Annotated in this window: 14 protein-coding genes; 10 read left to right on the top strand and 4 right to left on the bottom strand. The window is 59.0% G+C overall.

Features of this window, described 5'->3' with window-relative positions; genetic code table 11:
• On the bottom strand, positions 1-749 hold a 749-nt coding region (locus AOA61_RS23475), incomplete at its 3' end, for a ribonucleotide-diphosphate reductase subunit beta (RefSeq protein ID WP_143521242.1).
• 337 nt (positions 750-1,086) lie between these two features.
• Here AOA61_RS23475 and AOA61_RS23480 point away from each other — a divergent pair.
• The 5 genes from AOA61_RS23480 to AOA61_RS23500 all read left to right on the top strand — a co-directional run bounded on the left by AOA61_RS23480 (position 1,087) and on the right by AOA61_RS23500 (position 5,986).
• Positions 1,087-2,124, top strand: a complete 1,038-nt coding sequence (locus tag AOA61_RS23480) for an isopenicillin N synthase family oxygenase (protein ID WP_095185848.1) — start codon at positions 1,087-1,089, stop codon at positions 2,122-2,124.
• A gap of 14 nt (positions 2,125-2,138) precedes the next feature.
• Positions 2,139-2,933, top strand: a complete 795-nt coding sequence (locus tag AOA61_RS23485) for a MetQ/NlpA family ABC transporter substrate-binding protein (RefSeq protein ID WP_099602817.1) — start codon at positions 2,139-2,141, stop codon at positions 2,931-2,933.
• Positions 2,930-3,676, top strand: coding sequence for a methionine ABC transporter ATP-binding protein (locus AOA61_RS23490; protein WP_099602818.1), 747 nt, complete (start codon positions 2,930-2,932; stop codon positions 3,674-3,676). The genes AOA61_RS23485 and AOA61_RS23490 overlap by 4 nt, the downstream gene beginning before the upstream one ends.
• Positions 3,673-4,338: a methionine ABC transporter permease gene (locus tag AOA61_RS23495; protein WP_032891095.1), complete on the top strand. Its 666-nt coding sequence runs from the start codon at positions 3,673-3,675 to the stop codon at positions 4,336-4,338. Before AOA61_RS23490 ends, AOA61_RS23495 begins: the two co-directional genes overlap by 4 nt.
• 223 nt (positions 4,339-4,561) lie before the next feature.
• Entirely contained in the window at positions 4,562-5,986 is a 1,425-nt protein-coding gene (locus AOA61_RS23500) for a M10 family metallopeptidase C-terminal domain-containing protein (RefSeq protein ID WP_099602859.1), read from the top strand.
• A gap of 1 nt (position 5,987) precedes the next feature.
• Here the strand turns inward: AOA61_RS23500 and AOA61_RS23505 are convergent, their stop codons facing one another.
• A complete protein-coding gene (locus AOA61_RS23505) occupies positions 5,988-7,412 on the bottom strand; it encodes a PLP-dependent aminotransferase family protein (protein ID WP_095185845.1) in 1,425 nt (474 codons plus the stop codon).
• Between the two features lie 158 nt (positions 7,413-7,570).
• Here AOA61_RS23505 and AOA61_RS23510 point away from each other — a divergent pair, with 158 nt between their 5' ends.
• The 5 genes from AOA61_RS23510 (at position 7,571) to AOA61_RS23530 (ending at position 11,774) form a co-directional block, all read left to right on the top strand.
• Complete coding sequence (locus tag AOA61_RS23510) at positions 7,571-7,735, top strand: rubredoxin (RefSeq protein ID WP_016968943.1); 165 nt, start codon at positions 7,571-7,573, stop codon at positions 7,733-7,735.
• Positions 7,736-7,761: 26 nt separating this feature from the next.
• Positions 7,762-8,631 carry a sugar phosphate isomerase/epimerase gene (locus tag AOA61_RS23515; protein ID WP_095185844.1) on the top strand — a complete coding sequence of 290 codons (870 nt, stop codon included), beginning with the start codon at positions 7,762-7,764 and terminating at the stop codon, positions 8,629-8,631.
• Positions 8,632-8,701: 70 nt separating this feature from the next.
• Positions 8,702-9,334 carry a LysE family translocator gene (locus tag AOA61_RS23520; protein WP_032891099.1) on the top strand — a complete coding sequence of 211 codons (633 nt, stop codon included), beginning with the start codon at positions 8,702-8,704 and terminating at the stop codon, positions 9,332-9,334.
• 107 nt (positions 9,335-9,441) lie between these two features.
• A complete protein-coding gene (locus tag AOA61_RS23525; RefSeq protein ID WP_099602819.1) occupies positions 9,442-10,500 on the top strand; it encodes a diguanylate cyclase in 1,059 nt (352 codons plus the stop codon).
• A gap of 44 nt (positions 10,501-10,544) precedes the next feature.
• Positions 10,545-11,774, top strand: a complete 1,230-nt coding sequence (locus AOA61_RS23530; RefSeq protein WP_032891104.1) for a M20/M25/M40 family metallo-hydrolase — start codon at positions 10,545-10,547, stop codon at positions 11,772-11,774.
• 96 nt (positions 11,775-11,870) lie between these two features.
• Here the strand turns inward: AOA61_RS23530 and AOA61_RS23535 are convergent, their stop codons facing one another.
• Positions 11,871-12,284, bottom strand: a complete 414-nt coding sequence (locus tag AOA61_RS23535; protein WP_099602820.1) for a hypothetical protein — start codon at positions 12,282-12,284, stop codon at positions 11,871-11,873.
• A gap of 302 nt (positions 12,285-12,586) precedes the next feature.
• Complete coding sequence (locus AOA61_RS23540; RefSeq protein WP_099602821.1) at positions 12,587-12,973, bottom strand: hypothetical protein; 387 nt, start codon at positions 12,971-12,973, stop codon at positions 12,587-12,589.
• Positions 12,974-13,047: the final 74 nt, after the last annotated feature.

Raw genomic sequence — 13,047 nt, forward strand, 5'->3', positions numbered from 1 at the left:
AGCAGTTCTTTGTCGGTCTCAACGGTGCCGGTTTCGAACTTCGGATCGGAGATCGAACGGGTGTACTTCAGGCCCCAGGCTGCCTTTTTGGCGACCGATGGGATCTCGTGGTACATGTTGAAGATCTCGCCTTCATCCATGGCCAGCGATTCGATGCAGTACTGGTAGGCGTGGGTGTGGATCGCTTCTTCGAAGGCCTGGCGCAGGATGTACTGGCGGCACTCAGGGTTGGTGATCAGGCGGTACACGGCGAGCACCAGGTTGTTGGCAACCAGGGAGTCGGCGGTGGAGAAGAAGCCCAGGTTGCGCATGACGATGCGGCGTTCGTCGTCGGTCAGGCCTTCGGGGTTTTTCCACAGGGCGATGTCGGCGGTCATGTTGACCTCTTGCGGCATCCAGTGGTTGGCGCAGCCGTCGAGGTACTTCTGCCAGGCCCAGTCGTACTTGAAGGGCACGAGTTGGTTGAGGTCGGCGCGGCAGTTGATCATGCGTTTTTCGTCAACGGCGACGCGGGCGGAGGCGCCTTCGAGTTCGGCGAGGCCTTCGGCGACGTCGAGTTTGTCCAGGGCAGCCTTGGCGCGCACGATGGCGGCGGAGTCGTTGGCAGTCACATGGCGTGCTTCCAGCGCGGCAGCGGCGCCGGCACCGTCGAGGCGGTCCATGTTGGCTTCACTGGCGTGGCCGGCGTTGGCGCCCTTGATCACCGCTGCACCGGTGTCTTCGTTGTCGACTTCATCCCAACTCAGCATTGAAATACTCCCTTCTGTTCTGTTTTGACGGCCTGTAAAGCCGTCCAAAAAATATGCGATTTGCAGGCTACTAGGCATTGAAATAGTGCGCATAGTGTGGTCGGTAAATACCGATACTGCACACTATGTAGTGGTCTGTTCTGTTTGTGGGCACACTATATGGTGTGTAACAAGGTTGGTCAACGAACAACAATGGCTTGACTGTCGCAGGGGCCATGGGCCGCGGGAAGGCTCTACGGCGCGCCTAAGCTAATTCCAAAAAGATATTTATTGGAGGTTTTTAAGATCGTTTAGCTTGGATGCTTCTAACGGATTCTGTTCAAGGAGCGAGCCGCCGATGGCCCACGTGCAGTCAATCACCACTTTGCCGCTGTTGGACCTGTCGCAACTCGACGGCAGCCCGCAGCAGCGCCAGCAGTTTCTCGATGAGCTGCGCCTGGCAGCGCGGCATATCGGATTTTTCTACCTCACCGGCCACGGCATCGACCCGTCGCTGCTGGCCGAGGTGCAGCAGCAGGCGCGCGCATTTTTTGCCTTGCCCGAGGCCGACAAGCTGGCGGTGGGCATGCTCAATTCGCCGCATTTTCGCGGTTACAACCGCGCGGCGTCCGAGATCACCCGTGGCCAGCCGGACCTGCGTGAACAGTTCGACGTCGGCGCAGAACGAGAGCCGTTGGCGGTGGATCAATACCCGGCCGCCTGGGCACGCCTGCAAGGCCCCAACCAATGGCCGACCGCGTTACCCCAACTCAAACCGCTGGTACTGGGCTGGCAACAGGCGATGACACAAATGGCCCTGCGCCTGCTGCGCGCCTTCGCCCAGGCCTTGTCCCTGCCGGAAAACGCTTTCGACGCGTTGTATGGCGACAAACCCAACGAGCACATCAAGCTGATCCGCTACCCCGGCCGCCACGCCCAGCAAAGTCGCCAAGGCGTGGGCGCACACAAGGACTCGGGTTTCCTCAGCTTTCTGCTGCAAGACCAGCAGGCCGGTTTGCAGGTGGAAGTGGAAGAGGGCCGTTGGATCGATGCCGCGCCGCGCCCCGACACCCTCGTAGTGAACATCGGCGAGCTGCTTGAACTGGCCAGTAACGGTTACCTGCGCGCCACCGTGCACCGGGTGGTGTCGCCGCCGGTGGGCAGCGAGCGCTTGTCCCTGGCGTTTTTCCTAGGTGCGCAACTGGACGCGGTGGTGCCGGTGTACCAACTGACGCCCGAACTGTTGCGCGACGCCCATGGCCCGGAGAGCGATCCGCGCAACCCATTACTGCGTGACGTGGGCTGGAATTACCTCAAGGGCCGCCTGCGCTCCCACCCCGATGTCGCCCAACGCTTCTACGCCGACGCCACGTTACCCCACGCACTGTCCGCCTGATCAGGAGATCATCCATGTTGAAAACCACCACCCTTACCCTGGCGGCGTTGCTGGCCTCATTCAGTGTGTCGGCCGCTGATGCATTGCGCGTGGCCGCTGACCCGATTCCCCATGCACAGATCCTTGAATACGTGCAGAAGCTCGACCCGAGCCTGAACCTGAAGATCATCGAAATCCCCAGCGGCGTGAATTCCAACGAATTGCTGGCCCATGGCGATGTGGACGCCAATTACTTCCAGCACTTGCCGTACCTCAATTCCCAGGAGCAGGCCCTGGGCCAGAAGTTCGCGGTGGCCGCCACCGTGCATATCGAGCCACTGGGCATCTATTCCCGCCGCCATACCCGCTTCGCTCAAGTGCCGGACAAAGGCACCGTCGCTGTGCCGAACAATGTCACCAACCTCAGCCGTGCCCTGTACTTGCTGCAAGCCAATGGCTTGATCAAGCTCAAGCCCGGTTTCAACGACGCTTCCAAGGACCAGGCTACACCTAAGGACATTGCCGAAAACCCCAAGCATTTGAAGATTCTGGAAATCGAATCGCCGCAGATTCCTCGCGCTCTGGACGATGTAGACCTGGCTGTGATCAATGGCAACTTCGCCCTCGAAGCTGGCTTGGAACCGGCCAAGGATGCACTGGGCCTGGAGCAGGCCAAGGGCAACCCCTACGCCAATATCCTGGTGACCACACCGAAGCTGCTGCAAGACCCGCGCATCCAACAACTGGCCAACGATCTGCGTTCGCCAGCGGTGGCCAAGTTCATTACTGAGAAATACGCCGGTTCGGTGATTCCGGTGGCCGTCGAATGATCGTTGTCGAGGGCGTCAGCAAAACCTACGCCGACGGCCAGCCAGCGGCGCTGGATAACGTGTCGTTGCAGATCGCCGACGGCGCGATTTTTGGCATTGTGGGGCGCAGTGGCGCAGGTAAAAGCACCTTGCTGCGCTGCCTGAATCTGCTCGAACGGCCCACATCCGGGCGCATCCTGCTGGATGGCCAGGACCTGACCCTGCTGAACGACAAGCAACTGCGCCAGCAACGCCAACGCATCGGCATGATCTTCCAAGGCTTCAACCTGCTGCATTCGCGCAACGTGGCGGATAACGTCGCGGTGCCGCTGGAAATCGCCAATGTGCCCAAGGTCGAACGTGCGGCGCGAGTTGCAGAGCTGCTGGCGTTGGTGGGGTTGAGCGACAAGGCCCAGGCGTTTCCGTCACAGTTGTCTGGCGGACAGAAGCAGCGCGTGGGCATTGCCCGTGCATTGGCGGCGCGGCCGGCGTATCTGCTGTCGGATGAGGCCACCAGCGCCCTCGACCCGGAAACCACCACCTCGATTCTTGAGCTGTTGCGCGACATCAACCGACAGCTCGGCGTGACCATCGTGCTGATCACCCACGAACTGGACGTGGTCAAGGCGATCTGTGACAGCGCGGTGTCCCTGGCGGATGGCCGCGTGGTGGAAAGTGGCACGCTGCTGCAGTTGCAGGCCGACCCATCCTCGCGCCTGGGCCGCTCGCTGACGCCGAGCCCGCAAGTGGTGAGGGCCGTATGAAAACCGATTGGAACGACATCCTGCAGTTGCTGCTCAACGCCACCGGCGAAACCCTCTATATGGTGCTGCTGGCCGGGCTATTCACTCTCTTGATCGGCCTGCCCCTGGGCGTGTTGCTGTTTATCAGCCGACGCGATGGCTTGTTACCGTTGCCGCGCCTCAACCGGGTATTGGGCGGGGTGATCAACCTGGGGCGCTCATTGCCCTTCGTGGTGATGTTGATCGCGCTGATCCCACTGACGCGCCTGATCGTCGGCACCACCCTGGGCAGCACCGCCGCCGTGGTGCCGATCACCATTGGCGCGTTTCCGTTCTTTGCGCGCATTGTCGAAACCGCCCTGGATGAAGTGGACAAGGGTCGTATCGAAGCCATCGTGGCCATGGGCGGTGATATTCGCCATGTGATCCTCAAGGTCCTGTTGCCCGAAGCCTTGCCGGCACTGGTGGCCGGAGTGACCTTGACACTGGTGATGCTGATCGGTTTTTCGTCCATGGCCGGGGTGATCGGCGGTGGCGGCTTGGGCGACCTCGCTATCCGCTACGGTTACCAGCGCTTCAACAACCAGATCATGGTAGTCACGGTGATTGTGCTGGTGGTGTTGGTGCAGGGCGTGCAGAGCCTGGGGGATCGTTGCGTGCGGTCATTGGCCCATCGCCGATAGAGGTGCTGCGCCGGGTAGGGTGTGCCGCACGCCAGCGTCGTGCGGGTCAATCACTGCATGCTCAAGGGACGCGCGGGGCGGTGATTATTTCCTACCGTCTGGAGCGTCGATTGCAAGGCTGTTATCAGCGCGAACGCTTGGTTGTTGCGCACAAGCCTGACATCGCAGCTCAGGCGCAATGCTGATGATCCGGGGACCTTCCTCGCCTGATCAGAGTATGAGCATGACGACTATTTCCCCCTACACCAGCACTACCTTCCAGAACCTCCAACACTTCCTGCAGCGCGATAAACGCGGTGAGGGCATCGAGCACAACGGATTGCCGTCCAAGTCGTCGGAGGACGCCACCCAACAGCTCTGGCGACAGAGCCCTGGTTGGCCGGACAAGAATGGTGACGGTCGTACCGATGTGACCTACGAGTTTCGTGTCCCGCCTGCCGGCACCGATACACGACGGTTCGGCAGAGTCGGGTTTACTCCGATTGGCGAGCACCAGCGGCAACAGACCCGGCTCAGCCTGCAATCTATCGAGGATGTCGCCAACGTCAGGTTTACCCAAGGGGCGAGAAGTCCCAGCAGCGAGGGGCATATCACGATCGGCAATTACGGCCATATGATCGATCGCAATGGCCGTCCCTATTCCTACACCAACCATGCTTTTTTGCCTTATCCCGGCAATAAAAACAGTGGTGATGTCTGGTTTGTGAACACAAAAACCCAGTCTGCGGTGGCCAACGCGGCCCTTGGCAATTCCGGTCGGCGCACCGTTGTTCATGAGCTGGGACACGCTATGGGCCTTAGCCATCCAGGGGCGTACGGTGCCGCCGGGTTGAAGCCAGGGCAGGTCGATTCCTCAGAGGACTCTCGTAGCCATACCGTCATGAGCTACAGAGGCGAGCGCAGTACGTACATGCACCACCGCGGCTTCATGTCGTCGGCGCCGCAACTGGACGATATCAGCGCTTACCAGAAGAAATACGGTGCCAACCGTGACACCCGCAAAAATGACACTACCTATGGTTTCAACGCCAATTCGGATCGAGACTTCCTGAGTGTTCATGCCCCTGAAGACAAGATGGTGGCTGCCATTTGGGATGGCGGTGGTGTTGATACGCTGGACTTCTCCGGCTACAGGCAAGATCAGCAAATCAGCTTGAAAGAAGGGACCTTCTCCGATGTGGGCGGCCTCAAGGGCAATATCGCTATCGCGTACGGGACAACCCTTGAGAACGTCATCAGCGGTGGCGGCAATGACTTGTTGGTGGGCAATGAAGTTGCCAACACGCTGAAAGGCGGCGAGGGCGACGACCGATTATACGGAGCAGAAGGGGCCGACATACTGTGGGGAGAAAAGGGCAAGGACGTATTCGTCTATGGGCATACCCGTGAGTCTACTGAGGTCGCCCTCGACCGGATCATGGACTTTGTCAGTGGCGAAGACCGGGTCGATGTGTCTGGCCTTACGGCAGCGCTGGGCAAGTCAGCGCTGAGCTTTGTCAGCGAATTTTCCGGCGCCGTCGGTGAGGCAAAGCTTGTGTATGACCCGGTTCTGGAAATGAGCGCGTTACAGATTACCGGCAAGCCTGGTGAGGCGAACTTTGTCCTTGTCGTGGAGGGCAAACTGCAACGCGGCGATATCGTAGGTTGATTCAGGCAGGGGCGTGATCCTGCCCGATACTCTGGCGCAACAGCGCTTCAAACACCCGTTGCACCCGTGGCTCATCGCTGTGGGCCACGTTGAAACGCATCGAATCGCGATGGGCCGGGTCGTAGCCAAACAGCGCGCCCGGCGCCAGCACCATGCTGCGTTTCAAGGCCTCCTGAGCCAACAGCTCGCCGTTGACCCCCGGCGGCAGCCGCGCCCAGATAAACATCCCGCCTTCATACGCCATCGGCAATTCACACCCGCAACGCTTGAGCCATTGCTCGACGCGGCCACCGGCTTCCATCAAGCGCTGGACCATGCGCTTGCGGTGCTTGGCGTAGCTGCCTTCGCTGAGCATGCGGTAGACGATCTGCTCGAACAGCTCCGAAGTCACGCCGCCGCTCATTAACTTCATATTGGTCAAATTGGCCGCCAGTTGCGGTGCGGCCACCACAAAACTGACGCGGGTGTTGGCGCTCAGAATCTTCGAGAACCCCGACAGATAGGTGACTTGCTCCAGGCCGGCGACGGCAGCCAGGCGCGGTGGCGGGTTGGGGTGCAGGTCGCCGTAGAGGTCATCCTCGACGATATGGCAGTGATACTGCTGGGTCAGTTGCAACAGCCGAAACGCCTGGCTGGGACTGAAGGAGTGACCTGTCGGGTTATGCAGCACGCTGGTGGTCAGGTACAGGCTGGGACGGTGTTCGGCCAATAGCTGTTCGAGGGCGACGAAATCGAAACCATCGGGACGGCGCTGGATCGTCACCACCTTGACCCCATGCAACGCCAGGTTGGCGTGAAAGTTGAAGTAGCACGGCGCGTCGAGCAGCACCGTGTCGCCGGGACGGGCGAGCAGGCGCATCAGCATGTCCAGGCCCTGCACGGTGTTGGGGGTGGTGATGATCTGCTCCACCGGCACCGACAAACCTTCGCCGTGCAGCTTCTGTTGCAGGGCCTGGCGCAAGGGCAGTAGTCCGGCCGGTGTGCCCAGCCCGGCGATGCGCAGCGACGGCGCGCGCACCACGCTGCGCATGGCCTGGCGGATAGCGTCGGCGTCCAGCCATTCTTCCGGCAGGTGGCCCCCGCCAGGGCGCAGTTCGCCGCTTGCGGTGACCAACGGGCGACGCAAGACGCTAAGCAGGTCCTGGGGCAGCAGGTCGACCCACGCCACCGAGGCCGGGCGCGCGCTGTCCATCGCCACGAAGTAGCCACGGCCCTGGCTGGAGGTGAGCAGGTGGCGCCCGCGCAGGCGGTCCAGAGCTTCATTGAGGGTGAACTTGCTGACGCCCAGGGTCTGGGTCAGTTCGCGCACCGACGGTAATTTGCTGCCGGGCGCCCATTCGCCGTTTTCGATGGCTTGGCTGAACGCCTCGACGATCTGCTGCACCTTCGGCGTGCCGTCCACAAAGGCGATGGCGGATACAAACATAAACCTTCCTTGTGTTTGCTGGTGATTTTACCGGTGAAGTTAGGCCGGATTAGGCATCACTTCACCTGCCTTGTGCAATGCCGCTCCCCTAGACTGCGCGCCATCTCGCCCGGAATTGGCGAACTTTCCTACCAGCGAACCATGGATTTCGCATTCTCATGAAGACTTATATGTGTGCGCCCTGCGGATTTATGTACGTAGAAGAATTGGGCATTCCTGAAGACGGAATCCCGGCCGGTACCCCTTGGGAAGAGGTGCCGGAAGACTGGACATGCCCGGATTGCGGCGTGACCAAGGCCGATTTCATGGCCATTGAACTGTAACGCTCCATCACGAAAGGAATCGCTTCATGGAAAGCAAACTGATTAACGCCGCCGTGCCGTTCTGTACCGGTGTGGCCCACCAGAAATACCTGGCCGCCGAGAAGGGCCTGGACACTGCCATCGAAGGCGGGTGCACCCACTGGTATATCGATGGCAGCCTGTTCGGCGAAATGGTCGATGACTGGACCGATGAGCGCATCGCCAGCCTGCAGGAGCAGATCGCGGCCACTGGTGTGAAACCGGTGTACCACGGCAACTTCAAGGCGCCGCTGGGCAGTGATGTGGACGCCTTTCGCGTGGCGGCCGTCGAATACGTGAAGAAAGAAGTTGATATTGCCAGCCGCCTGGGCGCGCCGCTGATCATCCACGGTGGCTGCATCGTCGAACCGAAAATGGTGCTGATGGCCAAGAAAGTCGCCCTGGAGCACTACCTCAAGTCGGTCCAGGAACTGGCGCGTTACGCCGAGTCCAAGGGCGTGGACATCTACCTTGAGAACCTGTCGAACTACGTCAATTACCGGCCGTTCCACTACATCTTCACCCATGAAGCGGAATACGCCTTTGTGTTCGAGCGTCTGCAGGCCCACCCCAACGTGTACTTCTTCCTCGATGCGGGCCACGCCAATATCGAAAACGGTCTGCCGGCCGAGGTGGTGCGTAAGTATCACCACCTGATCAAGGGCATTTCCTTCAGCAATAACAATGGTGTGCAGGACCAGCACTTTGGTATTCATGACGGCAACTGCGATTACGCCGACGTGGTGCAGGCCATTGTCGAAACCAACTGGAAAGGCCTGGTGGCCTTCGAAACCCGCAACCAGACCGCAAAGGCCGCCCTTGGTGAGCTGGCGGTGATGTACCGCGAATCCCTGACCACCGAGATCGCTGTCGCCTGATGGATACCGGGGCGGGCGCCGGTGTGCCCGTCCCACGGCTTTCGTTTCTACCTACTCAAGGCCCTGGCCCATGACCACTGCGTTAACGCTGTCTTCGTTTCTCTATTTCCTGCTGTTCTGCGCCACCATGACTTTCAGCCCTGGCCCCATGACCCTGTTGCTGCTGAGCCTGGGCTTGAAGGACGGTTTGCGCAGCTCGATCCCGGCGCAGATCGGCGCCAGCGTGTCTTACCTGATTTCGATCCTGATCTTTGCCGTGGGCTTCTCGGAGCTGATCAAGGGCAACCTTGCCATTACCCAGACCATCCAGTTTGTCGGTGTGGCCTACATTCTCTACCTGGCCTACAAGCAGTGGACCAGCAGCGGTGTGGCGATCGGCAAGGCCGGCGCCGTGGAGGGCTCACGCAGCCTGTTCGGCAAAGGGCTGCTGACCGGGTTTTCCAACCCCAAGACCATCATCATGTTCAGCGCTGTGTTCCCGCAGTTTGCCGGGGCAGGGGAGCACAGTTCGGCGGCGGATATCGCGATACTCGGCGCGACGTTCCTGATGCTGCAATTTGCCAGTGGCTGTCTGTATTGCTACTTCGGCCAACGCATCAAGCACGTCTTGGAAAACCCCAAGCGCCGCGTGTTGTTGCAGCGGGTCACGGCGGTGTTGCTGCTGGGTGTGGCGTTGATGCTGGCCCGGGGCTTTTCTCACTAAGCGCTTTGGCTCGTGCATTTGCGCCGTGGAATGAGCTTATGAGTGGTAGTGGCGAATTACTGGCGCCCTGATAGACTCCAGGCATTCATCCAGGATGACACCCAACCATGCCAGCCGCCGGAGGAAAGGGACTTCCGCTTGCTACCCGCTTGTATAAATCCCGCACGTTGGGGCTGACGCTCGGTTTAGTGTGTGTGGTGTTTGGCATGTATCCACTTAACCCCTCTGCGTGGGTATGGGCGTGGATGCTGATTAACGCCGTCGTCTGGCCCCATCTGGCGTACCGACTGTCTCTACGAACCGCCAACATGCTGCGCAGTGAACACCGCAACGTGTTGTTCGATTCGTTCTGCGGCGGGTTCTGGGTTGGGGCCATGCACTTCAACCCACTGCCCAGCATAACCACGCTGTCGATGATGACCATGAACAACGTCGCCCTCGGCGGCCCGCGCCTTATGTTGGCGGGGTGGGTGGCGCAAGCGCTTGGCATCGGCACCTCGTTGCTGATCTTCGCGCCGGCCTTTGTAGCCACGACCACCCAAGCTCAAGTCTATGCATGCTTGCCGATTCTGATGCTCTATCCCCTGGCGCTTGGCTGGATCTGCTACCGCCAGGCCGTGAATCTGTCCCAGCACAAACGTGAATTACTCGCCCTGAGTCGCACCGACAGCCTGACCGGTCTGCTCAACCACGGCGCTTGGAAAGATCATCTGGAGATCGAGTTCCAACGCTGCCGTCGCGAGCAGCAGGGCGCCGCGATTGCGTTGATCGACATCGACCACTTCAAGACCATTAACGACACTTACGGCCACGTCACGGGCGATATCGTCCTGCGCCAACTCAGCAAAATACTGCGCCAGAACCTGCGCGCCACCGATCTGGCCGGGCGCTATGGCGGCGATGAGTTCTGCGTGATCCTGCCGGGAATGCCGCTCAACCATGCCACCGAAGTGATGGATGCCTTGCGTGACCGCTTCAATGCCTTGGCGTACGCCCAGGACCCAACTCTGCGTGCCAGCTTGAGCATCGGCCTGTCGCGGTATCAACCGGAACATGTCGACTCCACCGGCTGGCTCAACGATGCCGACCAGGCCCTGTATGAAGCCAAGAGCAGCGGGCGCAACCGTGTCAGCGCGGTGCATGGGAGTTGGTTGCGCTCCGTTTAGTGGGGTAGGGTGGCTGCACCTCAACAAAAAACAAGGATCGGTCTATGCGCTTCGCCTTCCCCCGTACCCTCCTGGCCGCCACGCTGGCCTTGTCCTTCGCACTTCCGGCCTACAGCGCCGAACCCCACAAACAGATCCAGGCGGATGCCGAACAGTACAAGGCCGAGGCCCTGAAACTGCTGGAGCGCCTGGTGAATATCGACTCGGGCTCCGGCTACGGACCGGGCCTGACCCAGGTCAGCGACATTGCCGTGGATGAGTTGAAGCAGTTGGGCTTCAACATCGAACGCATACCGGATGCCGCCGCCAACAGTAGCCATGTGATCGCGACCCTCAAAGGCACCGGCAAAGCGAAGATTCTGCTGATGGCCCACATGGACACCGTGTTCAAGGAAGGCTCCGCGGCCGAGCGCCCGTTTCATATCAAAGACGGTCGCGCCTATGGCCCCGGCGTGATGGATGACAAGGGCGGCATCGTCGCCGGCATCTACGCGCTCAAAGTCCTGAAGAATCAGGGCTTCAAAGACTACGAGCGCATCACCTTCCTCCTCGACGCCAGCGAAGAAACCGGCTCCGACATCGCCTCCGAGCTGATTCGCAACACCGCCAAGGCCCACGACGTCACGCTGAACCTGGAACCCGGCCGCCCCGCCGACGGCCTGGTGGTGTGGCGCAAAGGCAGCGCCACCGCGGTGGTCGAAGTCAAAGGTAAAGCCGCCCACGCCGGCGTCGCCCCTGAACTGGGCCGCAACGCCGCCATGGAAGCCGCGCACCAGATCCTGCAACTGGGCAAGCTCGGTGATGAAGAAAAGAAAACCACCATCAACTTCACCGTAATCAAGTCTGGCGACCGCACCAACGTGATTCCTGACCAAGCCACCGCCAAGGCAGATGTCCGCGCAGCATTGCCGGAAGAGTTTGATCGGATCGAGAAAGACCTGGTGCGGGTTTCCGCGAACAAACTGATCCCGGAAACCGAAGTGACCACCACCCTCAAACGCGGCCTGCCGCCGATGCCGCAGACGGCGGAGTCGGACAAGTTGGTAGCGATTGCCCAAGGGATTTATGGGGAGTTGGGTAAGAAGCTGACGATTGAGGGCAGCGGCGGCGCAGCGGACGCGAGTTTGTCAGCCGGGGTAGGGACGCCGACGTTGGATGGGTTTGGGATTGTGGGAGGCAATATCCATACGGCGGACGAGTACGCGGAGGTGGAGAGCGTGGCGCCTCGGGTTTACTTGTTGAGTCGGATGATTATGGAGTTGGCGAAGCGGTGATTTGACCCGGTACGGGGTTCATTTTGATCGGTGAACCCCTGCTCACCAGAGAGTGGCTGCGATACCTGAAATGTGAGTGGCCAGATGGAAAAACGCTCAGTTGAATTTTTCATAGTCTTGCGAATTTAAGGACGCCAACCACATTTTAAAAAAATCGATTTGCTCTTTTGGGTTGTTCGTAAGATTGTTTTCCTCATAGTCGAATATATGAACGATGTCTTCACGAGATGCCTGTTTGCCCAGTGTCATTTCATAGGCGACAAGCCCGGCACTCATTTGAGACGCCATCCTCGATGGCATAACGTTTATCTTTGCGCCCTTGCAGAGAAATACGATATGAGGGAAATCGGTTCTGACTTTAGCAAAGCAAGCATAAATGTCTTTTTCACGGTAAACCTTATTAAAGTTATCGGCTTCAGAAAATGTCATTACCCGTTTGTCGAGGTCGTATCTTACCGTGACCTCCAATTTCTGCTCGCCGATGACTACCTTTATCACTTGCGCGTCCATTTTATTTCCTGTTTGGGTTAGGCACTGAATGCCCTAAATAACGTCCGCCGTACTTAAAAGGTGTTACGTCCGAAATGTCTTCAGGGTCATATTTTATGATGGGCAGCGAATTTTTTTTGCTTGAGTAGATCGAGAAAAACCTGATACGGGTTTGCGCGAATAATCTGATCCCGGAACTGAAGTAACCACCTCCCTCAAGCTCGGACTGCCACGCAAAGAGTTCATTTTAATGAGTGAACCCCTGTGGTGAGCAGGCTTGCCCTGCGCAGGGCAAGCCTGCTCACCACAGGGCTTGGGGGCTTTTAGTCTTTAATTGACTCGGACCAGCGCTGGCAGAAATCGCGTTGCTCCTGAATATCGTTGGTGAGGTCGCTTTCCTCATAAGCAAAAATACTGGTGAGTTCACCATCAGGGTTTCCCATAGTCAGCTCGTAGGCAACAAGACCATTCGACATCTGTGAAGACATTCCAGACGTGTGAACATTGATTTTTGCGCCTTTGCACAAAAATCTAATATCTTTCAAGTCTGCTCTCAATAAGCCAAAGCTCTCGAACAGGTCTAATGCGGTGTACGTTTTCCGTTCGCCATTACTCAGCAATAGACTAAGCGTTGGCTTTCCTCCCGCGTATTCGACGACTGCGCATTCACGTATACCGTTATTGATAATGGTTATTTCACGTGACTTCATGGGTGTTCCCTCTGGGGGTTCAATAGTGTGTATCCCTTGGAGGAGCCGTCGCAATAATCAGGGCCTTAACGAAA

The organism is Pseudomonas sp. 2995-1 (assembly GCF_002742505.1).
Lineage (GTDB): Bacteria > Pseudomonadota > Gammaproteobacteria > Pseudomonadales > Pseudomonadaceae > Aquipseudomonas > Aquipseudomonas sivasensis.

What these genes read in the sequence shown, in the direction of transcription:
- AOA61_RS23480 (WP_095185848.1), top strand. Translation starts at nt 1,087, where the DNA reads ATGGCCCACGTGCAGTCAATCACCACTTTGCCGCTGTTGGACCTGTCG.
- AOA61_RS23485 (WP_099602817.1), top strand. Translation starts at nt 2,139, where the DNA reads ATGTTGAAAACCACCACCCTTACCCTGGCGGCGTTGCTGGCCTCATTC.
- AOA61_RS23490 (WP_099602818.1), top strand. Translation starts at nt 2,930, where the DNA reads ATGATCGTTGTCGAGGGCGTCAGCAAAACCTACGCCGACGGCCAGCCA.
- AOA61_RS23495 (WP_032891095.1), top strand. Translation starts at nt 3,673, where the DNA reads ATGAAAACCGATTGGAACGACATCCTGCAGTTGCTGCTCAACGCCACC.
- AOA61_RS23500 (WP_099602859.1), top strand. Translation starts at nt 4,562, where the DNA reads ATGACGACTATTTCCCCCTACACCAGCACTACCTTCCAGAACCTCCAA.
- AOA61_RS23505 (WP_095185845.1), bottom strand. Translation starts at nt 7,412, where the DNA reads ATGTTTGTATCCGCCATCGCCTTTGTGGACGGCACGCCGAAGGTGCAG.
- AOA61_RS23510 (WP_016968943.1), top strand. Translation starts at nt 7,571, where the DNA reads ATGAAGACTTATATGTGTGCGCCCTGCGGATTTATGTACGTAGAAGAA.
- AOA61_RS23515 (WP_095185844.1), top strand. Translation starts at nt 7,762, where the DNA reads ATGGAAAGCAAACTGATTAACGCCGCCGTGCCGTTCTGTACCGGTGTG.
- AOA61_RS23520 (WP_032891099.1), top strand. Translation starts at nt 8,702, where the DNA reads ATGACCACTGCGTTAACGCTGTCTTCGTTTCTCTATTTCCTGCTGTTC.
- AOA61_RS23525 (WP_099602819.1), top strand. Translation starts at nt 9,442, where the DNA reads ATGCCAGCCGCCGGAGGAAAGGGACTTCCGCTTGCTACCCGCTTGTAT.
- AOA61_RS23530 (WP_032891104.1), top strand. Translation starts at nt 10,545, where the DNA reads ATGCGCTTCGCCTTCCCCCGTACCCTCCTGGCCGCCACGCTGGCCTTG.
- AOA61_RS23535 (WP_099602820.1), bottom strand. Translation starts at nt 12,284, where the DNA reads ATGGACGCGCAAGTGATAAAGGTAGTCATCGGCGAGCAGAAATTGGAG.
- AOA61_RS23540 (WP_099602821.1), bottom strand. Translation starts at nt 12,973, where the DNA reads ATGAAGTCACGTGAAATAACCATTATCAATAACGGTATACGTGAATGC.